Source organism: Rhodococcus globerulus NBRC 14531 (assembly GCF_001894805.1).
Lineage (GTDB): Bacteria > Actinomycetota > Actinomycetes > Mycobacteriales > Mycobacteriaceae > Rhodococcus_F > Rhodococcus_F globerula.
Map to the genome: position 1 here is coordinate 70740 of NZ_BCWX01000009.1, position 15749 is coordinate 86488.

At 58.8% G+C, this 15749-nt stretch carries 19 protein-coding genes; 9 read left to right on the plus strand and 10 right to left on the minus strand.

Annotated features, from left to right (window positions below; translation table 11 throughout):
* Positions 1-105 precede the first annotated feature (105 nt).
* From RG2_RS28455 to RG2_RS28465, 3 genes are all read left to right on the plus strand, one after another.
* On the plus strand, positions 106-1209 hold the full coding sequence (locus tag RG2_RS28455) for a DUF3320 domain-containing protein (protein ID WP_072782781.1): 1104 nt from the start codon (positions 106-108) through the stop codon (positions 1207-1209).
* 165 nt (positions 1210-1374) lie between these two features.
* Complete coding sequence (locus tag RG2_RS28460; protein ID WP_207787567.1) at positions 1375-1929, plus strand: SLATT domain-containing protein; 555 nt, start codon at positions 1375-1377, stop codon at positions 1927-1929.
* 9 nt (positions 1930-1938) lie between these two features.
* Positions 1939-2805, plus strand: coding sequence for a nucleotidyltransferase domain-containing protein (locus RG2_RS28465; protein WP_165826430.1), 867 nt, complete (start codon positions 1939-1941; stop codon positions 2803-2805).
* Between the two features lie 756 nt (positions 2806-3561).
* Here the strand turns inward: RG2_RS28465 and RG2_RS28470 are convergent.
* Positions 3562-3780 (minus strand): DUF8691 family protein, encoded by a 219-nt coding sequence (locus RG2_RS28470; RefSeq protein WP_033236828.1) that lies wholly within the window; start codon positions 3778-3780, stop codon positions 3562-3564.
* A 535-nt stretch (positions 3781-4315) separates the two neighbouring features.
* Here RG2_RS28470 and RG2_RS28475 point away from each other — a divergent pair.
* Complete coding sequence (locus RG2_RS28475) at positions 4316-4564, plus strand: hypothetical protein (protein ID WP_033236908.1); 249 nt, start codon at positions 4316-4318, stop codon at positions 4562-4564.
* An 86-nt stretch (positions 4565-4650) separates the two neighbouring features.
* Here the strand turns inward: RG2_RS28475 and RG2_RS28480 are convergent, their stop codons facing one another.
* Positions 4651-5013: a histone-like nucleoid-structuring protein Lsr2 gene (locus tag RG2_RS28480; protein WP_033236829.1), complete on the minus strand. Its 363-nt coding sequence runs from the start codon at positions 5011-5013 to the stop codon at positions 4651-4653.
* Between the two features lie 513 nt (positions 5014-5526).
* On the opposite strand from RG2_RS28480, the gene RG2_RS28485 reads away from it, so the two are divergent.
* The 3 genes from RG2_RS28485 to RG2_RS31605 all read left to right on the plus strand — a co-directional run bounded on the left by RG2_RS28485 (position 5527) and on the right by RG2_RS31605 (position 6576).
* The gene (locus tag RG2_RS28485; protein ID WP_072782783.1) at positions 5527-5862 is read left to right on the plus strand and encodes a hypothetical protein; all 336 of its coding nucleotides are present in this window, start codon (positions 5527-5529) and stop codon (positions 5860-5862) included.
* Positions 5859-5984 carry a hypothetical protein gene (locus RG2_RS32490; protein WP_255285243.1) on the plus strand — a complete coding sequence of 42 codons (126 nt, stop codon included), beginning with the start codon at positions 5859-5861 and terminating at the stop codon, positions 5982-5984. Before RG2_RS28485 ends, RG2_RS32490 begins: the two co-directional genes overlap by 4 nt.
* A 133-nt stretch (positions 5985-6117) precedes the next feature.
* Positions 6118-6576, plus strand: coding sequence for a hypothetical protein (locus RG2_RS31605; protein WP_116538833.1), 459 nt, complete (start codon positions 6118-6120; stop codon positions 6574-6576).
* A 1406-nt stretch (positions 6577-7982) separates the two neighbouring features.
* Here the strand turns inward: RG2_RS31605 and RG2_RS28490 are convergent.
* The 4 genes from RG2_RS28490 to RG2_RS31950 form a co-directional block, all read right to left on the minus strand.
* On the minus strand, positions 7983-8636 hold the full coding sequence (locus tag RG2_RS28490) for a TetR family transcriptional regulator (RefSeq protein ID WP_080711861.1): 654 nt from the start codon (positions 8634-8636) through the stop codon (positions 7983-7985).
* 6 nt (positions 8637-8642) lie between these two features.
* A complete protein-coding gene (locus RG2_RS28495; protein ID WP_033236830.1) occupies positions 8643-9002 on the minus strand; it encodes a histone-like nucleoid-structuring protein Lsr2 in 360 nt (119 codons plus the stop codon).
* A 118-nt stretch (positions 9003-9120) separates the two neighbouring features.
* A complete protein-coding gene (locus RG2_RS28500) occupies positions 9121-9615 on the minus strand; it encodes a hypothetical protein (protein WP_033236831.1) in 495 nt (164 codons plus the stop codon).
* A 134-nt stretch (positions 9616-9749) separates the two neighbouring features.
* Positions 9750-9899, minus strand: coding sequence for a hypothetical protein (locus tag RG2_RS31950; protein ID WP_165826426.1), 150 nt, complete (start codon positions 9897-9899; stop codon positions 9750-9752).
* Positions 9900-9950: 51 nt separating this feature from the next.
* Here RG2_RS31950 and RG2_RS31955 point away from each other — a divergent pair, with 51 nt between their 5' ends.
* Positions 9951-10118: a hypothetical protein gene (locus RG2_RS31955; RefSeq protein ID WP_155276699.1), complete on the plus strand. Its 168-nt coding sequence runs from the start codon at positions 9951-9953 to the stop codon at positions 10116-10118.
* A gap of 569 nt (positions 10119-10687) precedes the next feature.
* Positions 10688-10837 (plus strand): hypothetical protein, encoded by a 150-nt coding sequence (locus RG2_RS31960; protein WP_155276700.1) that lies wholly within the window; start codon positions 10688-10690, stop codon positions 10835-10837.
* 953 nt (positions 10838-11790) lie between these two features.
* Here RG2_RS31960 and RG2_RS32495 read toward each other — a convergent pair.
* From RG2_RS32495 to RG2_RS28530, 4 genes are all read right to left on the minus strand, one after another.
* On the minus strand, positions 11791-12915 hold the full coding sequence (locus RG2_RS32495; RefSeq protein ID WP_230590405.1) for a hypothetical protein: 1125 nt from the start codon (positions 12913-12915) through the stop codon (positions 11791-11793).
* On the minus strand, positions 12916-13713 hold the full coding sequence (locus tag RG2_RS28520; protein WP_033236834.1) for an N-formylglutamate amidohydrolase: 798 nt from the start codon (positions 13711-13713) through the stop codon (positions 12916-12918).
* Between the two features lie 38 nt (positions 13714-13751).
* A complete protein-coding gene (locus tag RG2_RS28525; RefSeq protein ID WP_033236835.1) occupies positions 13752-14414 on the minus strand; it encodes a DUF8176 domain-containing protein in 663 nt (220 codons plus the stop codon).
* A 108-nt stretch (positions 14415-14522) separates the two neighbouring features.
* Positions 14523-15743 (minus strand): hypothetical protein, encoded by a 1221-nt coding sequence (locus tag RG2_RS28530; RefSeq protein ID WP_033236836.1) that lies wholly within the window; start codon positions 15741-15743, stop codon positions 14523-14525.
* Between the last annotated feature and the right edge of the window lie 6 nt (positions 15744-15749).

Below are 15749 nucleotides of genomic sequence, written 5' to 3' on the forward strand. Positions count from 1 at the left end.
CACCTCTGCCCGATTCACCCGCTCTGCGTACGTCGCCGACGTGATCGGCTGGTGGGTGTAACCGCATGGATGAACGCCGGGCAACCTGATGACGATAGGAAACGCATGGACAATCGCGCGGCGATCCAAAAAGGTCTCGACCACCTCGCCTCTCGACTCAATCCCTACTTCGCTGCCGCACTGGCAGACGAGCTCGGAGGCCTTCCATGGACGGCGGTACTGACCGAACTTGATCGAGCCAAGGGATATACCCCACGTCAACACTCCACCGGCGATCTTCAGGCGCAACTGCGCATGCTCACCGAAAGGCTGGGCAAGCTCGGGTTTCCCTTCGACGACCCCACCCGGACGGTGTCCGTACTCGGCGGCGAACTACGCATCGTTCGCAACAGGTGGGCACACAATGACGATTTCTCGTCGCTCGACGTATGGCGTGCCCTCGACTTCGTCGTACGCCTGCTCAGTCATCTTGGTGACCACGAGGGAACCGCTGAAGCTGAGGCCCAACGTAACGACGCCCTCACGCACGTCGTTGCTGACGCCGGCCTCGCAACAACAAGTTTCAGCGAGCAGGTCGACGATGAAGAGGGTGGCGAGTACGTCGAACCTGATAAGTCCGTTCTTACACGAGGCGAGGACACCGAGACTCCCACCATCGGTGAACAGCGTTTTGAGTTCGAACCGTGGGTCGTCGTTCCCGTTGGTGACATCGCCGTTCTAGATGCGCTACCCAAAAAGGTTGCGAAAGAGGCGGTTCGAGCTGTCGCCGCCGAGATCGTCGAGTACGAAGGACCCATCCAGATCGATCGACTGGCCAGCCTCACCGCACAATCGTTCGGAGTGCAACGCCTCCATGCCGCTCGCTCGAAAAAACTCGTCTACCAGATCACACAACTCGGATACCAGAGCGAGGACAAGTTCGTCTGGCCCAACCACATCGACAGAACGACGTGGGCAGAGTTTCGCCCGAATGCAAGTACAAGCACCCGCCGTTTCGACGAGGTCAGCCCGGTGGAAATCGTAAACGCCGCCCGGTTCCTACTTCGTGAAGGACCGATGGATATTGACCGATTAGAAACCTCCGTCCTTCAGACATTCGGGCGCAAACGACGAACCAAGATGATCAAAGATCATCTACAAAAATCGCTGAAGAACGCGCAGTCCCTTGGCGTCCTCCAGACAGAAAACCACCAATATATTGGTGGATAGGGTTCCGCGTAGCACATCATCGTCAATGCCGCTCTCGATGAGACAAGGATATCCTGCACGTTCACAACCGCAAAAACTAGTTTTCTCGACCGAGTCCACTCCCTCCATGAAAACTTGACATGAATACATATCAACTCTGTCGGTGGCCTTCGATACTCTTGCTCAGTGCCCGATGAAGATGAGAGTGCGTTCGACGACAACGCTCGACGAGAAGTTATTCGAGACGAGCTGAAGCGTCTCGAAGAGAGCTCGATGTATTCGTCTCAGGGGCAATTCGAGCAAGCCAAACAGTGGCGCAGCGTCAATCTCGGGCTCGGGACTCTCACGAGCCTTCTGGCAGCCGTGTCTGGTGCCACAGTTTTATCGGATATGGGGCATGCGGTAGTCGGCGGCATCTTGGCCTTGGCTGCAGCAGCGGGAAGTGCGATCTTGACGACGCTTAACGCATCTCACCGAATGAACCAAGCTTCCGCGGCAGCGAACGCATACCTTGAGATCCAGACGGCGGCCCGTCAGGCCCGACTTATCGACGTCCCTGGGCAGGACGTAGACGAGGCACGGACGATCTTGGCCGAATTGACTGCTCGACGTGATGAGCAGAACAAGACTGCCGAAGTCATAAACGGTCGGGCTAGAAAGAAGGCCCAAGACAATATTGGTAGCGGCGGCCAGGTTTACGCGGTAGATGAAAGCTCGAACCAATCCGATACAGAACACTGAGGAAAAACGATGGCGAGAACAGTTGATCAAGGGTTCGACGTATTCATGTCGAGCCTTACACCGCTATCCAGTCAGCAATCTGCAGCATCATCCCACCGCGCGAGCATCGAAAAATCATTGCGCAACGCCCTTGATGTGTCGGTAGTTTGGGAGACGGGCTCGTTCCATCACGGCACCGGTATACGCGGACATGCAGATATCGATCTCCTCGTCAGCTTGAAGAACAAACCAAACTCTTCCGACACCGCATTAAGGTGGGTTCGGGACGCTCTGACTGCATCTTTCCCTTTCACTACGGTACGCACGAGTAGGCCCGCCGTTGTTGTTGAGTTCGCAGGTGGAGCGGAGACCATCGAAGTCATTCCCGGTTTCCTCACTGGTCGCGGCAACTCCGATACCCTCGTATACGACATCCCAGGCGCTGATAGCGGGTGGATCGACACCGCGCCCAGAGCACACCTGGACTATGTCAACGAGTGCAACAACCGCGATGGTATGAAGGGTGCCGCCAAGAAGCTCACCCGCCTGGCGAAGGCCTGGAAGTACTACAACAACGTCCCTATCTCATCGTTCTATCTGGAAATGCGTGCAGCACAGTACATCACCACACAGTCCACTTACGTCGCTGTGTGGGATATCTGCGGTCTTCTTGAGGATCTCAATTCCAAACAGCTCGCTGCAATGAACGATCCCAAAGGGTTCTCGGGGAGGTTCTACCCGTGTTCGAGTGAAGCGCGGAAGATTGAGGCCCTCTCCAAACTGAGTACGGGAGCCAGCCGTGCCAGAAAGGCCCTCGATGCCCATAATGCAAACAATTCGGCGACCTGCTTCATCTACCTCGATTTTCTCTTTGGTGGAAATTTCCCTTCCAGGTAATGCAATTGAGCGTGGATTTCTGCCAAAATCGAGTCCATGTCCGATTCTGGTCCTGTACCTCCCGATACCATTACGGTTGACTCTTGGTTCACAGTGATCCCGACTTCCGGATTTCAAGTCCAGCGACTCCGAACCTAACCTCAATTTTGCATGAGAGGCCGCTGCCAGCCTGATCGGTTCGCCGATCATGTTTTTACGGCCCGAATCTGTATCCGGATGTGACAGACCGACCCGTTGCAGTGGGGTGCTGCCGGATTCCACTTCCCGGAGTCGTATTCTTTCCGCTCGTTCCAACAGGACTCGCCGGTTCAGGTCGGCGCCGTCAAACCACGATCACGGCAGCGATGTCATAAACCCACGTCATTGCGAAGTCCCGCGATGCGTTTCCTGTGCCCGATAATCAAGACGGGACGATTCCCTACCGGCCGAGGTGCTCGTGCAGGTGGGGCGAGGTGCTCGTGCAGGTGGGGCGAGATGGTCGTGAAGGTTCGACGGTGACGATGGAAAGCTCACCGGCGCAAGCGTGTGAATGCGGAGCGCCGGTGAGCTCAGAGCACCGCACGAAATACGGTGCGCCTTCCCCTACTGCCACCATCCGACCGTGGCAGCCGGTTGGCGGATTAAGCGCGACAGCCCCACGCCAGTGAAAACGCCGCATCACACGCATACCCCCTTATGCCGGCACCGAAAACGCCGGTTTCAGCGTATTTTTCGTCCATGCAGAAACTCTCCCCGCGTGCGGGAACGCGTGAGAATTCAATCCGGCAAACGCCGTAACTCTGCCAACGTAAGCCCGAGGACATCGAGCCGCGCCATGATACTGCGCAGACTCGAATGGTCGGAGACAAGACCAAAAAGCGTGGTGAAGCCGCCTACTGAGCGTCCTACCTGCATCTGCGGAAAAGCGGCTTTCACACGATCCGACACTTCTCCGTCGATGAGAAATTGGTACCGGGTAGGAAAAATCGGTGACATCGTCGTCCCCTCTCACAAAAGGCCCCATAGTGCCTCGTCCCTCACACGAGGAGAATCCTTCCTAGTCCTTTGCCCGCAGAATACCGATCGGACAATCATCGAGCACCGTACCGACACGAGACGACGATGATCGGTTGCCCCCCTTACCCGACTCGCCGTAAATCAACGGCACCGGCACCGGCGTGGTCCGTATAGTCCCTGCTGCATCACCGCACCCCCGAAGCGGTGATGCGTAACGGCCCGCTGCAGTGAACACTCACCTGCACTGCAGCGGGCCACCCATACGCGCGATACACAGACGGAGGTTCTGAGCCGTCCAGTACGACAAAGGCTCACACGCACGACGAATCCGCAGAATGCTCTGAACGCGATTTAAGTACTGGACACTTGTGTCAATCAACTCTGACCGACACATAACGCTGGTAGTTCCCACTACTCGTCTGCGCGTGATTGATTTGTCTCGAATTAGAATCAACTGAACACCCATGCGATGTCGACGAGTGCGCCTGTCGGATTCTCTGCCAGAATCAGGTTTATGTCCGATTCTGACGCTCAACCCGCTAATTCCATCGTGGTGGGTTCTCGGGTCACGGTGATCCCGACCTTCGAATCACAGTCCGGAGACACCGAAGCCCAGGTCGGTACCGTGGTCGAGGACTACGACGATACCGTCATCGATAGCTCTGACCTGGGGCGGGATTGGGCGCCGGTGCTGCGGTGGGCGATCGCCCTCGACGACGGCCGTTTGGTCTTCGCCGCCGAGGGTGGCCTTGAGCTCGCCTGAATCTTTCCCTCTCTCACCGAGAAGAATCACGAGATAGAAGTACGACACACGTTGAGTGTCAGTGAAAAAATACGCTGTTCACAATCTCAATGTGCGACGTCGAAAGCGTCGATGACGTCGGCCTTGATCCGCCCACGTGGGGAGACGTCGAAGCCGTTCTTGCCGGCCCAGTCCCGAATCACTTTCAGCTGCTCGGCTGATCGACCAGAACCCGACGATGCCCTGGACGCATTCGAGGTTTTCGCACGGGCCTTGCCGGCAGAGGAGACCTTCTCCGCGACCTTGATATAGGGAGCGAATACCGCTTCGATCTTGTCGGCATTGGCGGGTCGAAGATCAATCCGGTAGTCGGCGCCCTGATAGGAGAAGTTGATCTCGTGGCCTAATCCGGCGTCGATGGGTTTTCCGTCGAGATCGTCGATAAGTTGGCGAATAAATATTACGGCCACAGGAACCCTCTTCGTTGCGTGTTGGAAGGATGTCCAGTTCATATTATCTGGAGTATCTGATAATTCAGGACACTCCAACCGACACCGATGCCGACAACACCCACCTGCCGGCGACCTCGGATGAGCCCGTGGCGGTCTTGGCAGTCGATCGGCCCCGATTTTCGGCGGCGCCGAACGATGTTTCATAAACGGTCCCTTTCGGGAGCCATGGAACAATTTTCGGTGAACTCGACGACGCATGTTCCGAAACTCGTGTCCGATATGGATGGTTCGTTAGATGGGCTATCGATGAGTTGTGAAACACCATCACTTGTGAGGTACGTCCAGGTCTCGTGCTGCAACTCCCTGAATTATTTGGCGCGGTGAGGCCCGTCAGGCGAGATGTCGATGGACGTCGGAGCCAAACTTATCCTGACGATGTTCCGATGACAATAATCGAGGCTGCGAAACACATACGCTGATCGAACAACGGGCTGGTCTACCCTGGTCCATCGAGGATGAAGGGAGCCGCAGATGTCCGCAGTCCCGTCGAAAGTCGTCCGGAAGAAACTCGTACACGAAGCGGTCCTGGACAAGATCGACCGCGAACACCTCTCCATCAACACCGACAAGGTGCGCGCCAGATTGCAGACCAACCGTGAGCACGTTCACGGGAACATGCTCCGCAAGTGCCTGGACCAGTGGGAACGCATCATCGCGGACAACGACATCGACACCGTTCGCAAGATCAGCGTCTCCGATACCGAGACCGACCGCGAGATGCGAAACATGTCGCCTCTGTCGGTCTTGTTGAGCGAGAGCGAACGACTGCGGGTACTCGACCTTCTCGTCGAGAGAACTCGTGAGTGAACCGAAGCGACCTCGAGAAGTCGGATATCGCCACGTTTGGAGTGGGCGGGCATCGACGCCTCTACGAGCGCGGCGGCGACGTTCCTCCGGCCGAACTCGAGCCTTTTTACTGCGGCCCCTAGCACGACGCGCGGAACGCAAGAACCGAATCGTCTACCTCCGGAGACTGGGTATTCGCGTGAGGGATGTAATCTGTCTTCTGTGTCAAAATCATCTAATTCGGGCTATCTGGTACAGCTATTAGTGTATATTTTAATGGCATTCTTGGTGGCACTTTTCGGACTACTACCCTTCTATTTCGGCAAAACTCTAGCGGAAGATGCTTTGGGTTCCGACAACGGATCTCTAGTTCCTATCCTCATTGGAATTTCTCTCAATATTATCTATTTAGCCTCCATTTTCACTTTACTGCTCACGCTGCTTCAAGAAAAATTGGCAATCGGAAGTTCCAACAAAAGCGCACCGACGAATCATCGCCCGAAGGTAATATCAGGATTTGGGTTGTCTTTCGTTGTTGTATCTCTTGTCGTTCTAGGCATCGCATCATACGACGGCCGATCTTCAGAAGAACTTCTACAAGAAATCGATAAAAGAAAAGAACAGTGTTTCGACAATGTAGCGGATATGCCTCCGGGCAATCAGAAGCTCGCTGCATACGATTCTTGTACAGATAGGGTTACTGAGGAGGTCCTGAACGAGGTCATCAACGATTAGTTCATCGAGCTCGATCCGAGCTCCGCGATCTCTGCAGTACGGAATCCGCCCCTCAGGGCGATCGAACCGTCACCGGAATACTACGATAAGTAGCAATTCTCGTAGTATTCGCGCGGTTTTCTCTTCGACTGGTGCGCTCGACCCAGGTCTCGGGGACGACACACCGAAGGCGGAGTTCGGTGGACTTCTCCGCGATTCGTAACTTCGAAAGTCCGCTGAGCGCTTCCCTGCGGGTTTGGGTGTGCATTTTGACCATCGATAAAACTGGCAATTTTTGCCTGAATAGTTCTGGGCGGATGAATTCATGGGTGAATCTTCCACCTCGGCAGGACTTACGTCCCACATGACTGCAGTCGTGTGGCACACTTCCAGCTATGTGGTGGATTGTCGGAATTGTCGCTGTCTGGATCGTCCTGGGCACGTTAGCTGCCTTCTGGATCGGACGAGCAATCAGCCACACCGACCTTGAGGAATCAGCCGCCGAACTGCGACGTGCGGAAAAGCATCAAGAGCAGCCCAATAGTTGCCGAGAGTAGTTCCCGATCAGCTAGGCGGAAATGCTCGCGGCCATTCTATTCCCATCGTCCCTTGCTCGCCGGTTTCTGACGTCGGGCAGCTCGCACCGTCGGTGCCGGACACTGATGCGTACACGCGAAATTCATTCTTCAGCCCCACAACCGACTCGCACTGAGATCGTTTCTGCGGGTTTGGGTGTGCGTTTTGACCATCGTCATACCGGACGATCGCCAACGGGCTTCTGCGTGAAATGACGTGGGGAAATTCTCGCGATTTCGTCCGGTTTATGTGTCCGTTGGATTCGTCCGGTATGGCATAGGTTCTAGCGGACAGTTTGCGTCCGGGACGTCGTGAACGGCGAAAATCGGGAGCGGGAATGAAGATGGGCTACGCGCGTGAGTACGGCGCCTCAGGACTCGATTCAAGTCGGACTCCGCCAATGTCGTGGCTTTCATGGGTCTCGTGATCATCGTCGTGTCGGGCGTGGTGTGGTTTCGATCGAGATCGACTGCCTAGCACCTCTACTCGACGGTATCCGTGCGTTTCTTCACTATGTGGACTCGTGTCTCACCCGAGAATGTCTGAATCGAATGTTTCTCGGGCACCTATCGAGCACTCATCCGCTCGAACTACCGATGTCCCCATGGCAGCTCTACCACTTAACTGACGTCACCAGCAGCACATCTGGCCCGCTCAGGAAATCCAGGTACGCGACCTGCGGGCCGCGGCGGGCCGTCCGTGCGGGTGTTAGGTACCTCGGCATTACCGGGCCGGGCTGGTTTCGAACAATGCAGTCGGTGGTTCCTGGAAATCGGAAAACAATTCCCGGTGGAGTATTTCAGTAACAGAGGCGGGTCTCGGACGGATCTGCTGCGCAGGCTGGTTCATTCTCATCGGGCAGCCACCGGCATTGCAGGATCACTGCCGAGCCACAGCATCAGAAGATCATCGACACGGCGACTGATCGTCTCGGGTTCACCGAGACTGGTGGCGACGTGAACGGCGCCCACGAAACCCGCGCACAAGGTTTCTCCGAGCCGTGAGTGTTCGGCTGTGTCATCGAGTTGACCAGCCCGAATTGCGTCCTCGACAATGACGCTGACGGCGCTCGTCCATGCGGTGTACACCTTTGCGCTCTCGTCGACAGCTCGCTCGAGGCTCAAAATCAATCCGGCCCGCGCTACGTGATCCTGCGTGATGATCTCCGCGAGTCTGCGCTGAACGCTCGCGACCTGGCGCAGGGCAGGCTCGTCTGCGGCAGTGACGTCGGCGATGGTGTCGACAAGAACAGTGCCCCATCCCTGCACCAGGTACTGCGCCAGAGACTCTTTGGACGGAAAGTGGTGATACATCGAGCCCTTCGAGACCCCAGTCGTGGCCACGATGTCAGCGATCCTCGCCCCGGCGTACCCGACCGTATTGAAATGTTCGGCCGCAGCCGAAGCAATGCCGTCCCGCGTCGCGATCGCCCTCCGCTGGGTTGCACTCCGCCTTGTCCGTGTGCTGATGGCTGAGACGGTGTCGATATGATCGTGCACGATCACAGGTCCTTAATGTGCGGCGTCGAACGCATCGATGACCTCGGCTTTGATTCGCCCGCGTGGAGAGACGTCAAAGCCGTTCTTGCCGGCCCAGTCCCGGATTGCTTTCAGTTGCTCGGCGGATCGACCAGAACCCGACGTCTTGGCCGCAGCCGAGGTTTTCGTACGGGCCTTGCCGGCAGAGGAAGCCTTCTCCGCCGCATTGATATACGGGGCGAAGACCGCTTCGATCTTGTCGGCATTGGTGGGGCGTAGATCGATTCGATAATCGGCACCCTGGTAGGAGAAGGTGACTTCGTGTTCCAAGCCGGTGTCGATGGGTTTTCCGTCGAGATCGTCGATGAATTGGCGGATGAATATTTCGGCCACAGAGAATCCTTGTCGTTGTAATGCTGAATGAGTATGTCGTTCATGTTATCTGCAGTATCTGATAATCCAGGACACTCCTGCTGTCCACGGGTATGTCGTGCCATAATGCTTGCGCCACTCATATTTTCGACATGCCGGGCCGGTGCGCGTGGGCGCGGGCGATCCCGATGTCGTAGTCGTCGACGTACTCCCCCGCCCCGGGTGTGTACATGCCGCCGACGCGGTCGGGGACATACGCCATGAACACCGCGTCGGGTCGTCCGCCGTTGAATCGGCCGAACTGTTGGTAGTCCCAGCCGTCGGGTGCGTAGTCGTCGTTCCAGGCCAGTCGCGCAACGGGGACGAATCCGGCGTCCGCGTACAGCGTCGGCAGGACAGTGTCGAAGCAGTCAAGGCGATGCCCTCCGAGCCGGGTGGCCTGGCGGAGCATCGACTGCACAGCCTTCGGGTGCGCGCAGTCCTTGTGTCCGAATGCCGAGACGATTTCGTCGTCTTTGAGTGCGACGCCGGCCTTTCCGTCGTCAGTGACCAACAGTCGCATCTGCCGATACTCGTCCTCGTCGTAGACATGGACCGAGGCGGCGTGCGGATTCTTGTAGGTGAGCTCGAGCATCTGCTCGCGGTAGCCGCCAGCGTCGGTAGGTGCCAGTTCGTAGAGCGTGGGAGCGGAGAGTCCGCGCGTGGCGAAGCTTCGCGTTCGTCAGTAGCGAGGGTGGTCGGTGACCGGTTGGATCTGGTGGCCGCCTATCAGAAGCCGAGGGCTTCGGCTTCTTCGATCCCCCAGTCCGGAAAGCGTGCTTCGATCGCCTTGCGCTGGTCCTCCGGCAGTTCCGGATTCCAGCCGTACTGCCTCCAGAACTTCTCGCGGCGTTCCTGCGTCATCGGTTCGTTCATCATGTTCCCCTCTCGCGTTTCTCTCATGATCATTGCCCACACGAGTGCAGATCGATGACGATCGCCCCGCCCGGATACGTGCAACCGGTTCCTGACGGCGGCGGCGGATCGAGGTCCAGCAATGCCCAACCTTTGGTCCGTGTTGTGGTCGAGGACTTCGCCGAGTCCGTCATCGACAATTCCGAACTGCGGCGGACCGGGCGCCGGCGCAGCGGTGGGTGATCGCCCTCGACGACGGCCACTTGGTCTTCACCGCCGAGGGTGGCCCCGACCTCGCCTCAACTTCCCTTTCTCTCACCCACAAGAGCCACCGGACTTGACGTGCTATTTGTCGGTCGTCAGTGAAAAAAGATGCTGTCCAATACTTTTCAAGATGCGCTACCGAAAGCATCGATGACTTTGGCTTCGATCCGACCACGAGGACTACCACCTTCCCCACTCGCATGCACTGCTTGCTCGCATCTATGCAAGCACGGATGCGCGCAGCCGTGCATGCACTCGCCGCAAGACAGAATTCAGCGTCCCAGGGAGCATCGCAGCACTGCGCAGGAAAGGGGACATGCACCCTGAGAGCGTTGATCGAAGATGAGAAAAGCCGCGAGAGTTCGCAGCGTCGCGGCGACAGATCCCAGCAGCGATTCCCGACAGTTTCGTCGGCGACATTCGCTTGTTGGGATTCAAGTTTTCACTGTTTGGGCATACAAGGTGTGGGCAGCATTTTCGCGGGCGTGAGGCTGTCGCACTTGACCCGCCAGCCGACCGCTACGGCCGGAAGGTGACAGAAGGAGAAGGTGCACCGTGATCAGGTTCGGTGCGCTCTGCTCACCGGCGCTCCGCATTCACACGCTAGCGCCGGTGAGCTTTCCGCTGACGGTCGAGAGTCCCCTACCCGCGCATTGCAGGCGATGGACCGGGGTGTCGCCGTGATGGACACGTTCTGAAGCCGGAATCCCTGCAGACTAGCTGCCAGGGCGCAGGACATCGCCCTCTCACCAAGGAGCCAGCAGGGAAGGCACAACGTTGCGCTTGTCGTTGAAGCCGGGCCGGTCTCGACGGCCACACAAGACAGGGGACCGACGAGACCGGTAAGACGCCGACAGCGACATCAACGCTTACACTTCGACCATACATGTAAACATCGCCATGCGATTGCGCGCTGTACCTGCAATAGCTCCAAGGAGCCTTTATGTAGCGCACTCGTTTTACTGGGCGGGTGGCATCTCACCCAGAACAGCGCGGACAGGGATCCGCTATTTCTCAAGCGCCTCCCGCAGCGACGAGTGTAAATCCGCTAGCGCCGACCAACTCGATAATGTTGGCCCGGTGACGGTTTCGGCGAAAGAAGCCCTGGTTCCGAATGGGTGTGACTGCGAAAACGTACCTTCTGTCGTCGCCGATGACGCAGGACGACGTCGCTGTGATGGAATCGGTGTGTGATTCGAGCGTTTCCCAGAGAGCCGTAACTTCCGAGTGGAGCGCTACGAGGAAGTCTTCAGTGATCAGAGCTGCGGCAACGCGCTTTTCGAAGACGAGATCATCGCAGGTTTGGTGGTTGGTGATGAAGGCTTCGACTCGAATTCGTGCTTCTCGAGATGGTTCAGGTCTATGCGCGACGTAGTGTTGGTAGGTCTCCCGCATCTGTTTCGGAAGACTATTTGTAAATACCGTGGACTGTTTGCCGGCACTGCAACTGTGCACGTAAGTCACTGTGGTCGGCGGCTCTCCGGCCTCTGTTGCTTGTTGTTCGGCATCGCTGGTCATTGCAGTCAATCTTAGCGGTCCGACAATTTTTGAGTACTCGACTCTGATTGGATTAGATGAGCTTTTCAATTCAGATCTTTATCGCAATTTGCAGGACCGATGGACGGACTCGGGCGCTGTGCTGGCCCATCTCTTATCGTCCGAGTCGGGCGCGGACCGCATCGATTCCGTCGTCGTACGAGTTGACGTAGCGACCGGATCCGCGCTGGTAGCGCGAATCCACAGATGCCGGGTCGTAGGCCATGAACACCACGTCAGGGCGACCACCATTGAACGCCGCGTATGTGTTGTAGTCCCAGCCATCGGGGGCGTAGTCGTCGTTCCATCGAAGCCGCGCGACGGAGACGAATCCGGACTTCGCGTAGATGGCAGGTAGAACAGTGTCGAAGCAGTCCAGCCGACGCCCACCTGCGGCGACGGCCGTTTCGAGCATCGAGTTCGCGGCGCCGGGATGGCTGCTGTCGTGATGTGCGTAGAGGGAGACGATTTCGTCGTCTTTGAGTGCGATACCGGAGCGACCGTCGTCGGTCACGAGTAGCCGCATCCCTGCGTATTCGTCGTCGCTGTAGACGTAGACGGAAGCTGCGAACCTGTTGCCGTCACGCAGTGTTTCCATTTGGCGTCGGTATGTCTCGGCATCCCGCGGGTGCAGTTCGTACAGCTCCGGAGTGCTTTCCCCCCGACTGCGAAGATGCTGGGCGCGTTCGTCCTGCAGTCGATGCACAGCGACCGGCGTGATGTGCCGGTCGTCGATCAGAAGCCGTGGAACTTCGCCAGTTCGATCGCCGTGTCGTGCCACTCCTGCTCGATCGCCAAGCGCTCGGCTTTCGGCAACTCCGGACTCCATCCCCACCGACGCCAGAACGATTCGCGCTCTTCCTGCGTCAGAGTCGGTGTCTCGTTCGTGGCCATTGCTGTTGTCCTTCGGGTCGTCGTGGGTGAAACCTGATGCTGCTCTAATCTGCTGCTCGCGTAGCGCTTTGCCCCCTTGGAGGCGACGCTGCAGCTTTTCTCGCTTACCTGGATCGTCCTCTGTGCCGAGTTGGTTGCGCAACTCGGTTTGTCCGCCGGGAGTGGCGTCGTATTCGGCGGATCTGGCGTCGAGGTTCGCTTTCGCGGAATCCAATCGTTGTCGGTTGCGGGTGATCGCCGGGTTCGCGTCGAACAATGTCTGTGCGGAGCCGAGTCGTTTGCGGGCGCTGTCGAGGCGTGCTCGTACGTGTGGGGTGCAGCGGGGGCCGGGGTACTTCTGGCACATCTACCGGCTCCCCCGCTCCGCCGCATCGACGAGTCGACCGAGCATGGCTCCGAGGTTTTCGGCGGCGATGTCGACGAGTTCGCCGTTCTCGGTGAGGTATTGATCGCGGCGTAGTTCGATCATCACCGAGTACACGCGGGGATCGGTGCGGTAGTGGTCGAGTGGTACGTACGTACCACAGAATGGGGTGTTCCTGCCGATATCGGTCAGGGGTGAGAACGCGGCGTGGGCGGCGTCGGTGAGCCATTGTGGTGTGTGGTGTGGGTCGGTGCCGATGCACAGCGCTGGGCGGTCCCCGTCTGGGAGCATCTCGTACGCCGACGGCAGGGTCGGGTAAGAGTGGACATCGATGATCACGGCACGGCCGGTGGCGGCGATCCGATCGGTGACGAGATCGGACATCGCGGCAGCGTACGGGTGAAAGTAGGTATCGAGCAGCGCATCTCGCGCGTCATCATCCTCGTTGCGGAGGACGGCTCCGTTGCAGGTTCGGGTGTAGACCGCACCGCGCCCGACGGCATTGAGTTCTTCGCGTTCGTCGGGGAATCGTTCAGGATCGATCACCAAACGGGAGAGGTCGTTGCGCAATATCCACGGTGGGAAACCGGCGAATCGGGCGGCCTGCTGCGCGATGACGTCAGTGTAGGCGTCGGTGATCTCGTCCAGCTCTACGGTGAGTTGAGCATCGGTCACGGTCAGGGTCGAGCGGATCGCGCCTGGAATTGTGCGGGAGGCGTGCGGGACGTGCAAGATGACTGGCGAGGATGGATCGCCTGCTATCAGTGTTCTGGGGTTCACGAGATCTCCTTGTGCGTGTGCAGAAGTGGTGTGGGTTTCTAGCTGATGACGTCGACGAACCACCGGCCGTCGATGTTTTTGGTGGTGATGGTCTGGGCGAACTGTGCAGGCTCGGCGCCGGGGCGCATCTCTGCAAGTGCGACGGAGTAGACATCGGTCGCGATCGGGGTGATGCGTACGCAGTGGGTGGTACCTGTTGGGACGGTGTCGATTCCGGCTTGAATCTTCTCTGCCGGCGGCAGTGAGGTCTCGGGGGTGGTGAGTGCGCGGACCGCTGCTCCGGAGCGAGTGATGTAGTAGGCGTACTCGAAGGCTGCGATAACGCCAGGGCCACTCTTCTGGTCACCGCGGTCCGTGCGGCAGGCGCCGGGATCTACCGCGGAGGTGGGTTCGGCCGCGAGTGTCTGCGGAGCGGCATCCTGGGTTGGATTCGATGCGTTTGACTCCCCTACGAGGTGCGGCGGCACGGTGTCGCCCTGGCCGGAAAAGATGCGCAGGAGGAACCACCCGAGTAGCGCGGCCACGACAATCAGGGCAGCTAAGTAGCGCAAGCGAGGTGATCGAGAGCGTTTCTCGCGCGGCGGTTTCGATACTTTGTCCGGCTGGGGCGAGGTGACGACTGCGGGTCTGTCGGTGCTTGTGGGCAGGGGCGCGCCGCCGAGTAGGTCGATCACTGCGGGGTGCCTGCTCGTGTTCTTCATCGCTGGTTGCCCTTTCGGTGGCCGAGCATGGTTCTGCGGTGCTGGAGGAATGGTCCGGGGCGGACGACAAGCTGTCACCCGCCCCCGAACGTCTCTGATCGAACGGGTTTACGCCGGAATGCCTGCTCCGACTGCGTCGCTGATCAGCGAGGAAGCCAGGCCAGGAGTGGCAGTGGTGAAGAAGTCCTTCAGTGCGGAATCGACTTGCTCAATGATCTGCTCGCCGCCGGGCTGTGCGGCGACGAAACCTCGGACCTGCGCATCGATCGCAGGTGCGGCGGCGACGGTGTCTCGAACAGTGGTGGCGACGGCGACGCCGACTGGTCCGGAGTTCTCCCACTCGGTGAGCGTGTCGTGCGTCTGGGTGGTCACTGCAGGCTGATCGATGTCGGGGATCTCGATGTCGACGGGTTCTCCAAGTTCGCCGGCGCCGTACGCGGTTGCCGCCACGAAGCCGCCAATTCCGCCGCCGACTGCGCCCGTGAGGAAAGCCGGAACACCTAATGCCAGTGCACCGATACCTGCGCCTGCGCCGGTTCCGGCCAATCCTCCTGCCACCCAGCCGATTCCGGGAACGAACACGTTACCCAGGCCCATTCCGATGTTGCCGCCGATGGTGCCGCCGATCAACGCGCCTCCTGTGGCGAACGGCGCTGCGAGCGCTAATCCGCCGGTCAACGCTCCGCTGGCTGCGCCGGCGATCTGCGCTGCGGACTCACGGCTTGCCTTGTCGACTGCAACACCGGTCGAATGCCAAAATGTCGCGACCATCGACTCGACGACAGAGGTCGTGTTGTTGGTCCTTTCGAGGTCGGCGTCGGAAACCCAGTTCGGCTGCGCCATGTGGAATGTACCGAAGCGGAGGGTGTCGCGGGGAGCGATGATCGGCGCGATGATCTCGACCGGGCCGGGGAGGTGAAGCTGGCTGTAATCGATCGGTGTGGCGTCATCGGTGTTGTTCGGGGCTTTGTAGGTATTGGCGTCGTAGTCCCAGTTTTGTAGCGGCTGGTAGGTGATGTTCTGGTACTGCGGGGGCGGGGCGACCCAGTAGATCGGCTCGGTTTGAACCGGCGCAGTCGCAGCAGGGGGCGAGGCGGGTTCGGTGGTCACACCGGACTGGCCGCCGCCACCGCCGGTGATGCCAGCCTGTCCCCCGCCGTCGGTGATACCTGCTTGGCCGGGGGTTGCGATCGCGGGCGGCGCGAGGGCGATACCTGCGGCCACTGCCGCGGCTGCAAGCACGGCGACGGCTGTCTGCCGGCGGTGACGGCGACCACCCTGCTGTGCGCGGCGCGTGGCTCGGTTACCTGGAGTGATGTCGACATTCATGGTGAA

Excerpts from the sequence above, each read along its gene's own strand:
- RG2_RS31950 (WP_165826426.1), bottom strand. The coding sequence starts at position 9,899 with ATGATGAACGAACCGATGACGCAGGAACGCCGCGAGAAGTTCTGGAGG.
- RG2_RS28525 (WP_033236835.1), bottom strand. The coding sequence starts at position 14,414 with ATGAAGAACACGAGCAGGCACCCCGCAGTGATCGACCTACTCGGCGGC.
- RG2_RS28485 (WP_072782783.1), top strand. The coding sequence starts at position 5,527 with ATGTCCGCAGTCCCGTCGAAAGTCGTCCGGAAGAAACTCGTACACGAA.
- RG2_RS28500 (WP_033236831.1), bottom strand. The coding sequence starts at position 9,615 with ATGCTCGAGCTCACCTACAAGAATCCGCACGCCGCCTCGGTCCATGTC.
- RG2_RS28470 (WP_033236828.1), bottom strand. The coding sequence starts at position 3,780 with ATGTCACCGATTTTTCCTACCCGGTACCAATTTCTCATCGACGGAGAA.
- RG2_RS28465 (WP_165826430.1), top strand. The coding sequence starts at position 1,939 with ATGGCGAGAACAGTTGATCAAGGGTTCGACGTATTCATGTCGAGCCTT.
- RG2_RS31955 (WP_155276699.1), top strand. The coding sequence starts at position 9,951 with ATGACGATCGCCCCGCCCGGATACGTGCAACCGGTTCCTGACGGCGGC.
- RG2_RS28530 (WP_033236836.1), bottom strand. The coding sequence starts at position 15,743 with ATGAATGTCGACATCACTCCAGGTAACCGAGCCACGCGCCGCGCACAG.
- RG2_RS32495 (WP_230590405.1), bottom strand. The coding sequence starts at position 12,915 with ATGTGCCAGAAGTACCCCGGCCCCCGCTGCACCCCACACGTACGAGCA.
- RG2_RS28455 (WP_072782781.1), top strand. The coding sequence starts at position 106 with ATGGACAATCGCGCGGCGATCCAAAAAGGTCTCGACCACCTCGCCTCT.
- RG2_RS31605 (WP_116538833.1), top strand. The coding sequence starts at position 6,118 with ATGGCATTCTTGGTGGCACTTTTCGGACTACTACCCTTCTATTTCGGC.
- RG2_RS28475 (WP_033236908.1), top strand. The coding sequence starts at position 4,316 with ATGTCCGATTCTGACGCTCAACCCGCTAATTCCATCGTGGTGGGTTCT.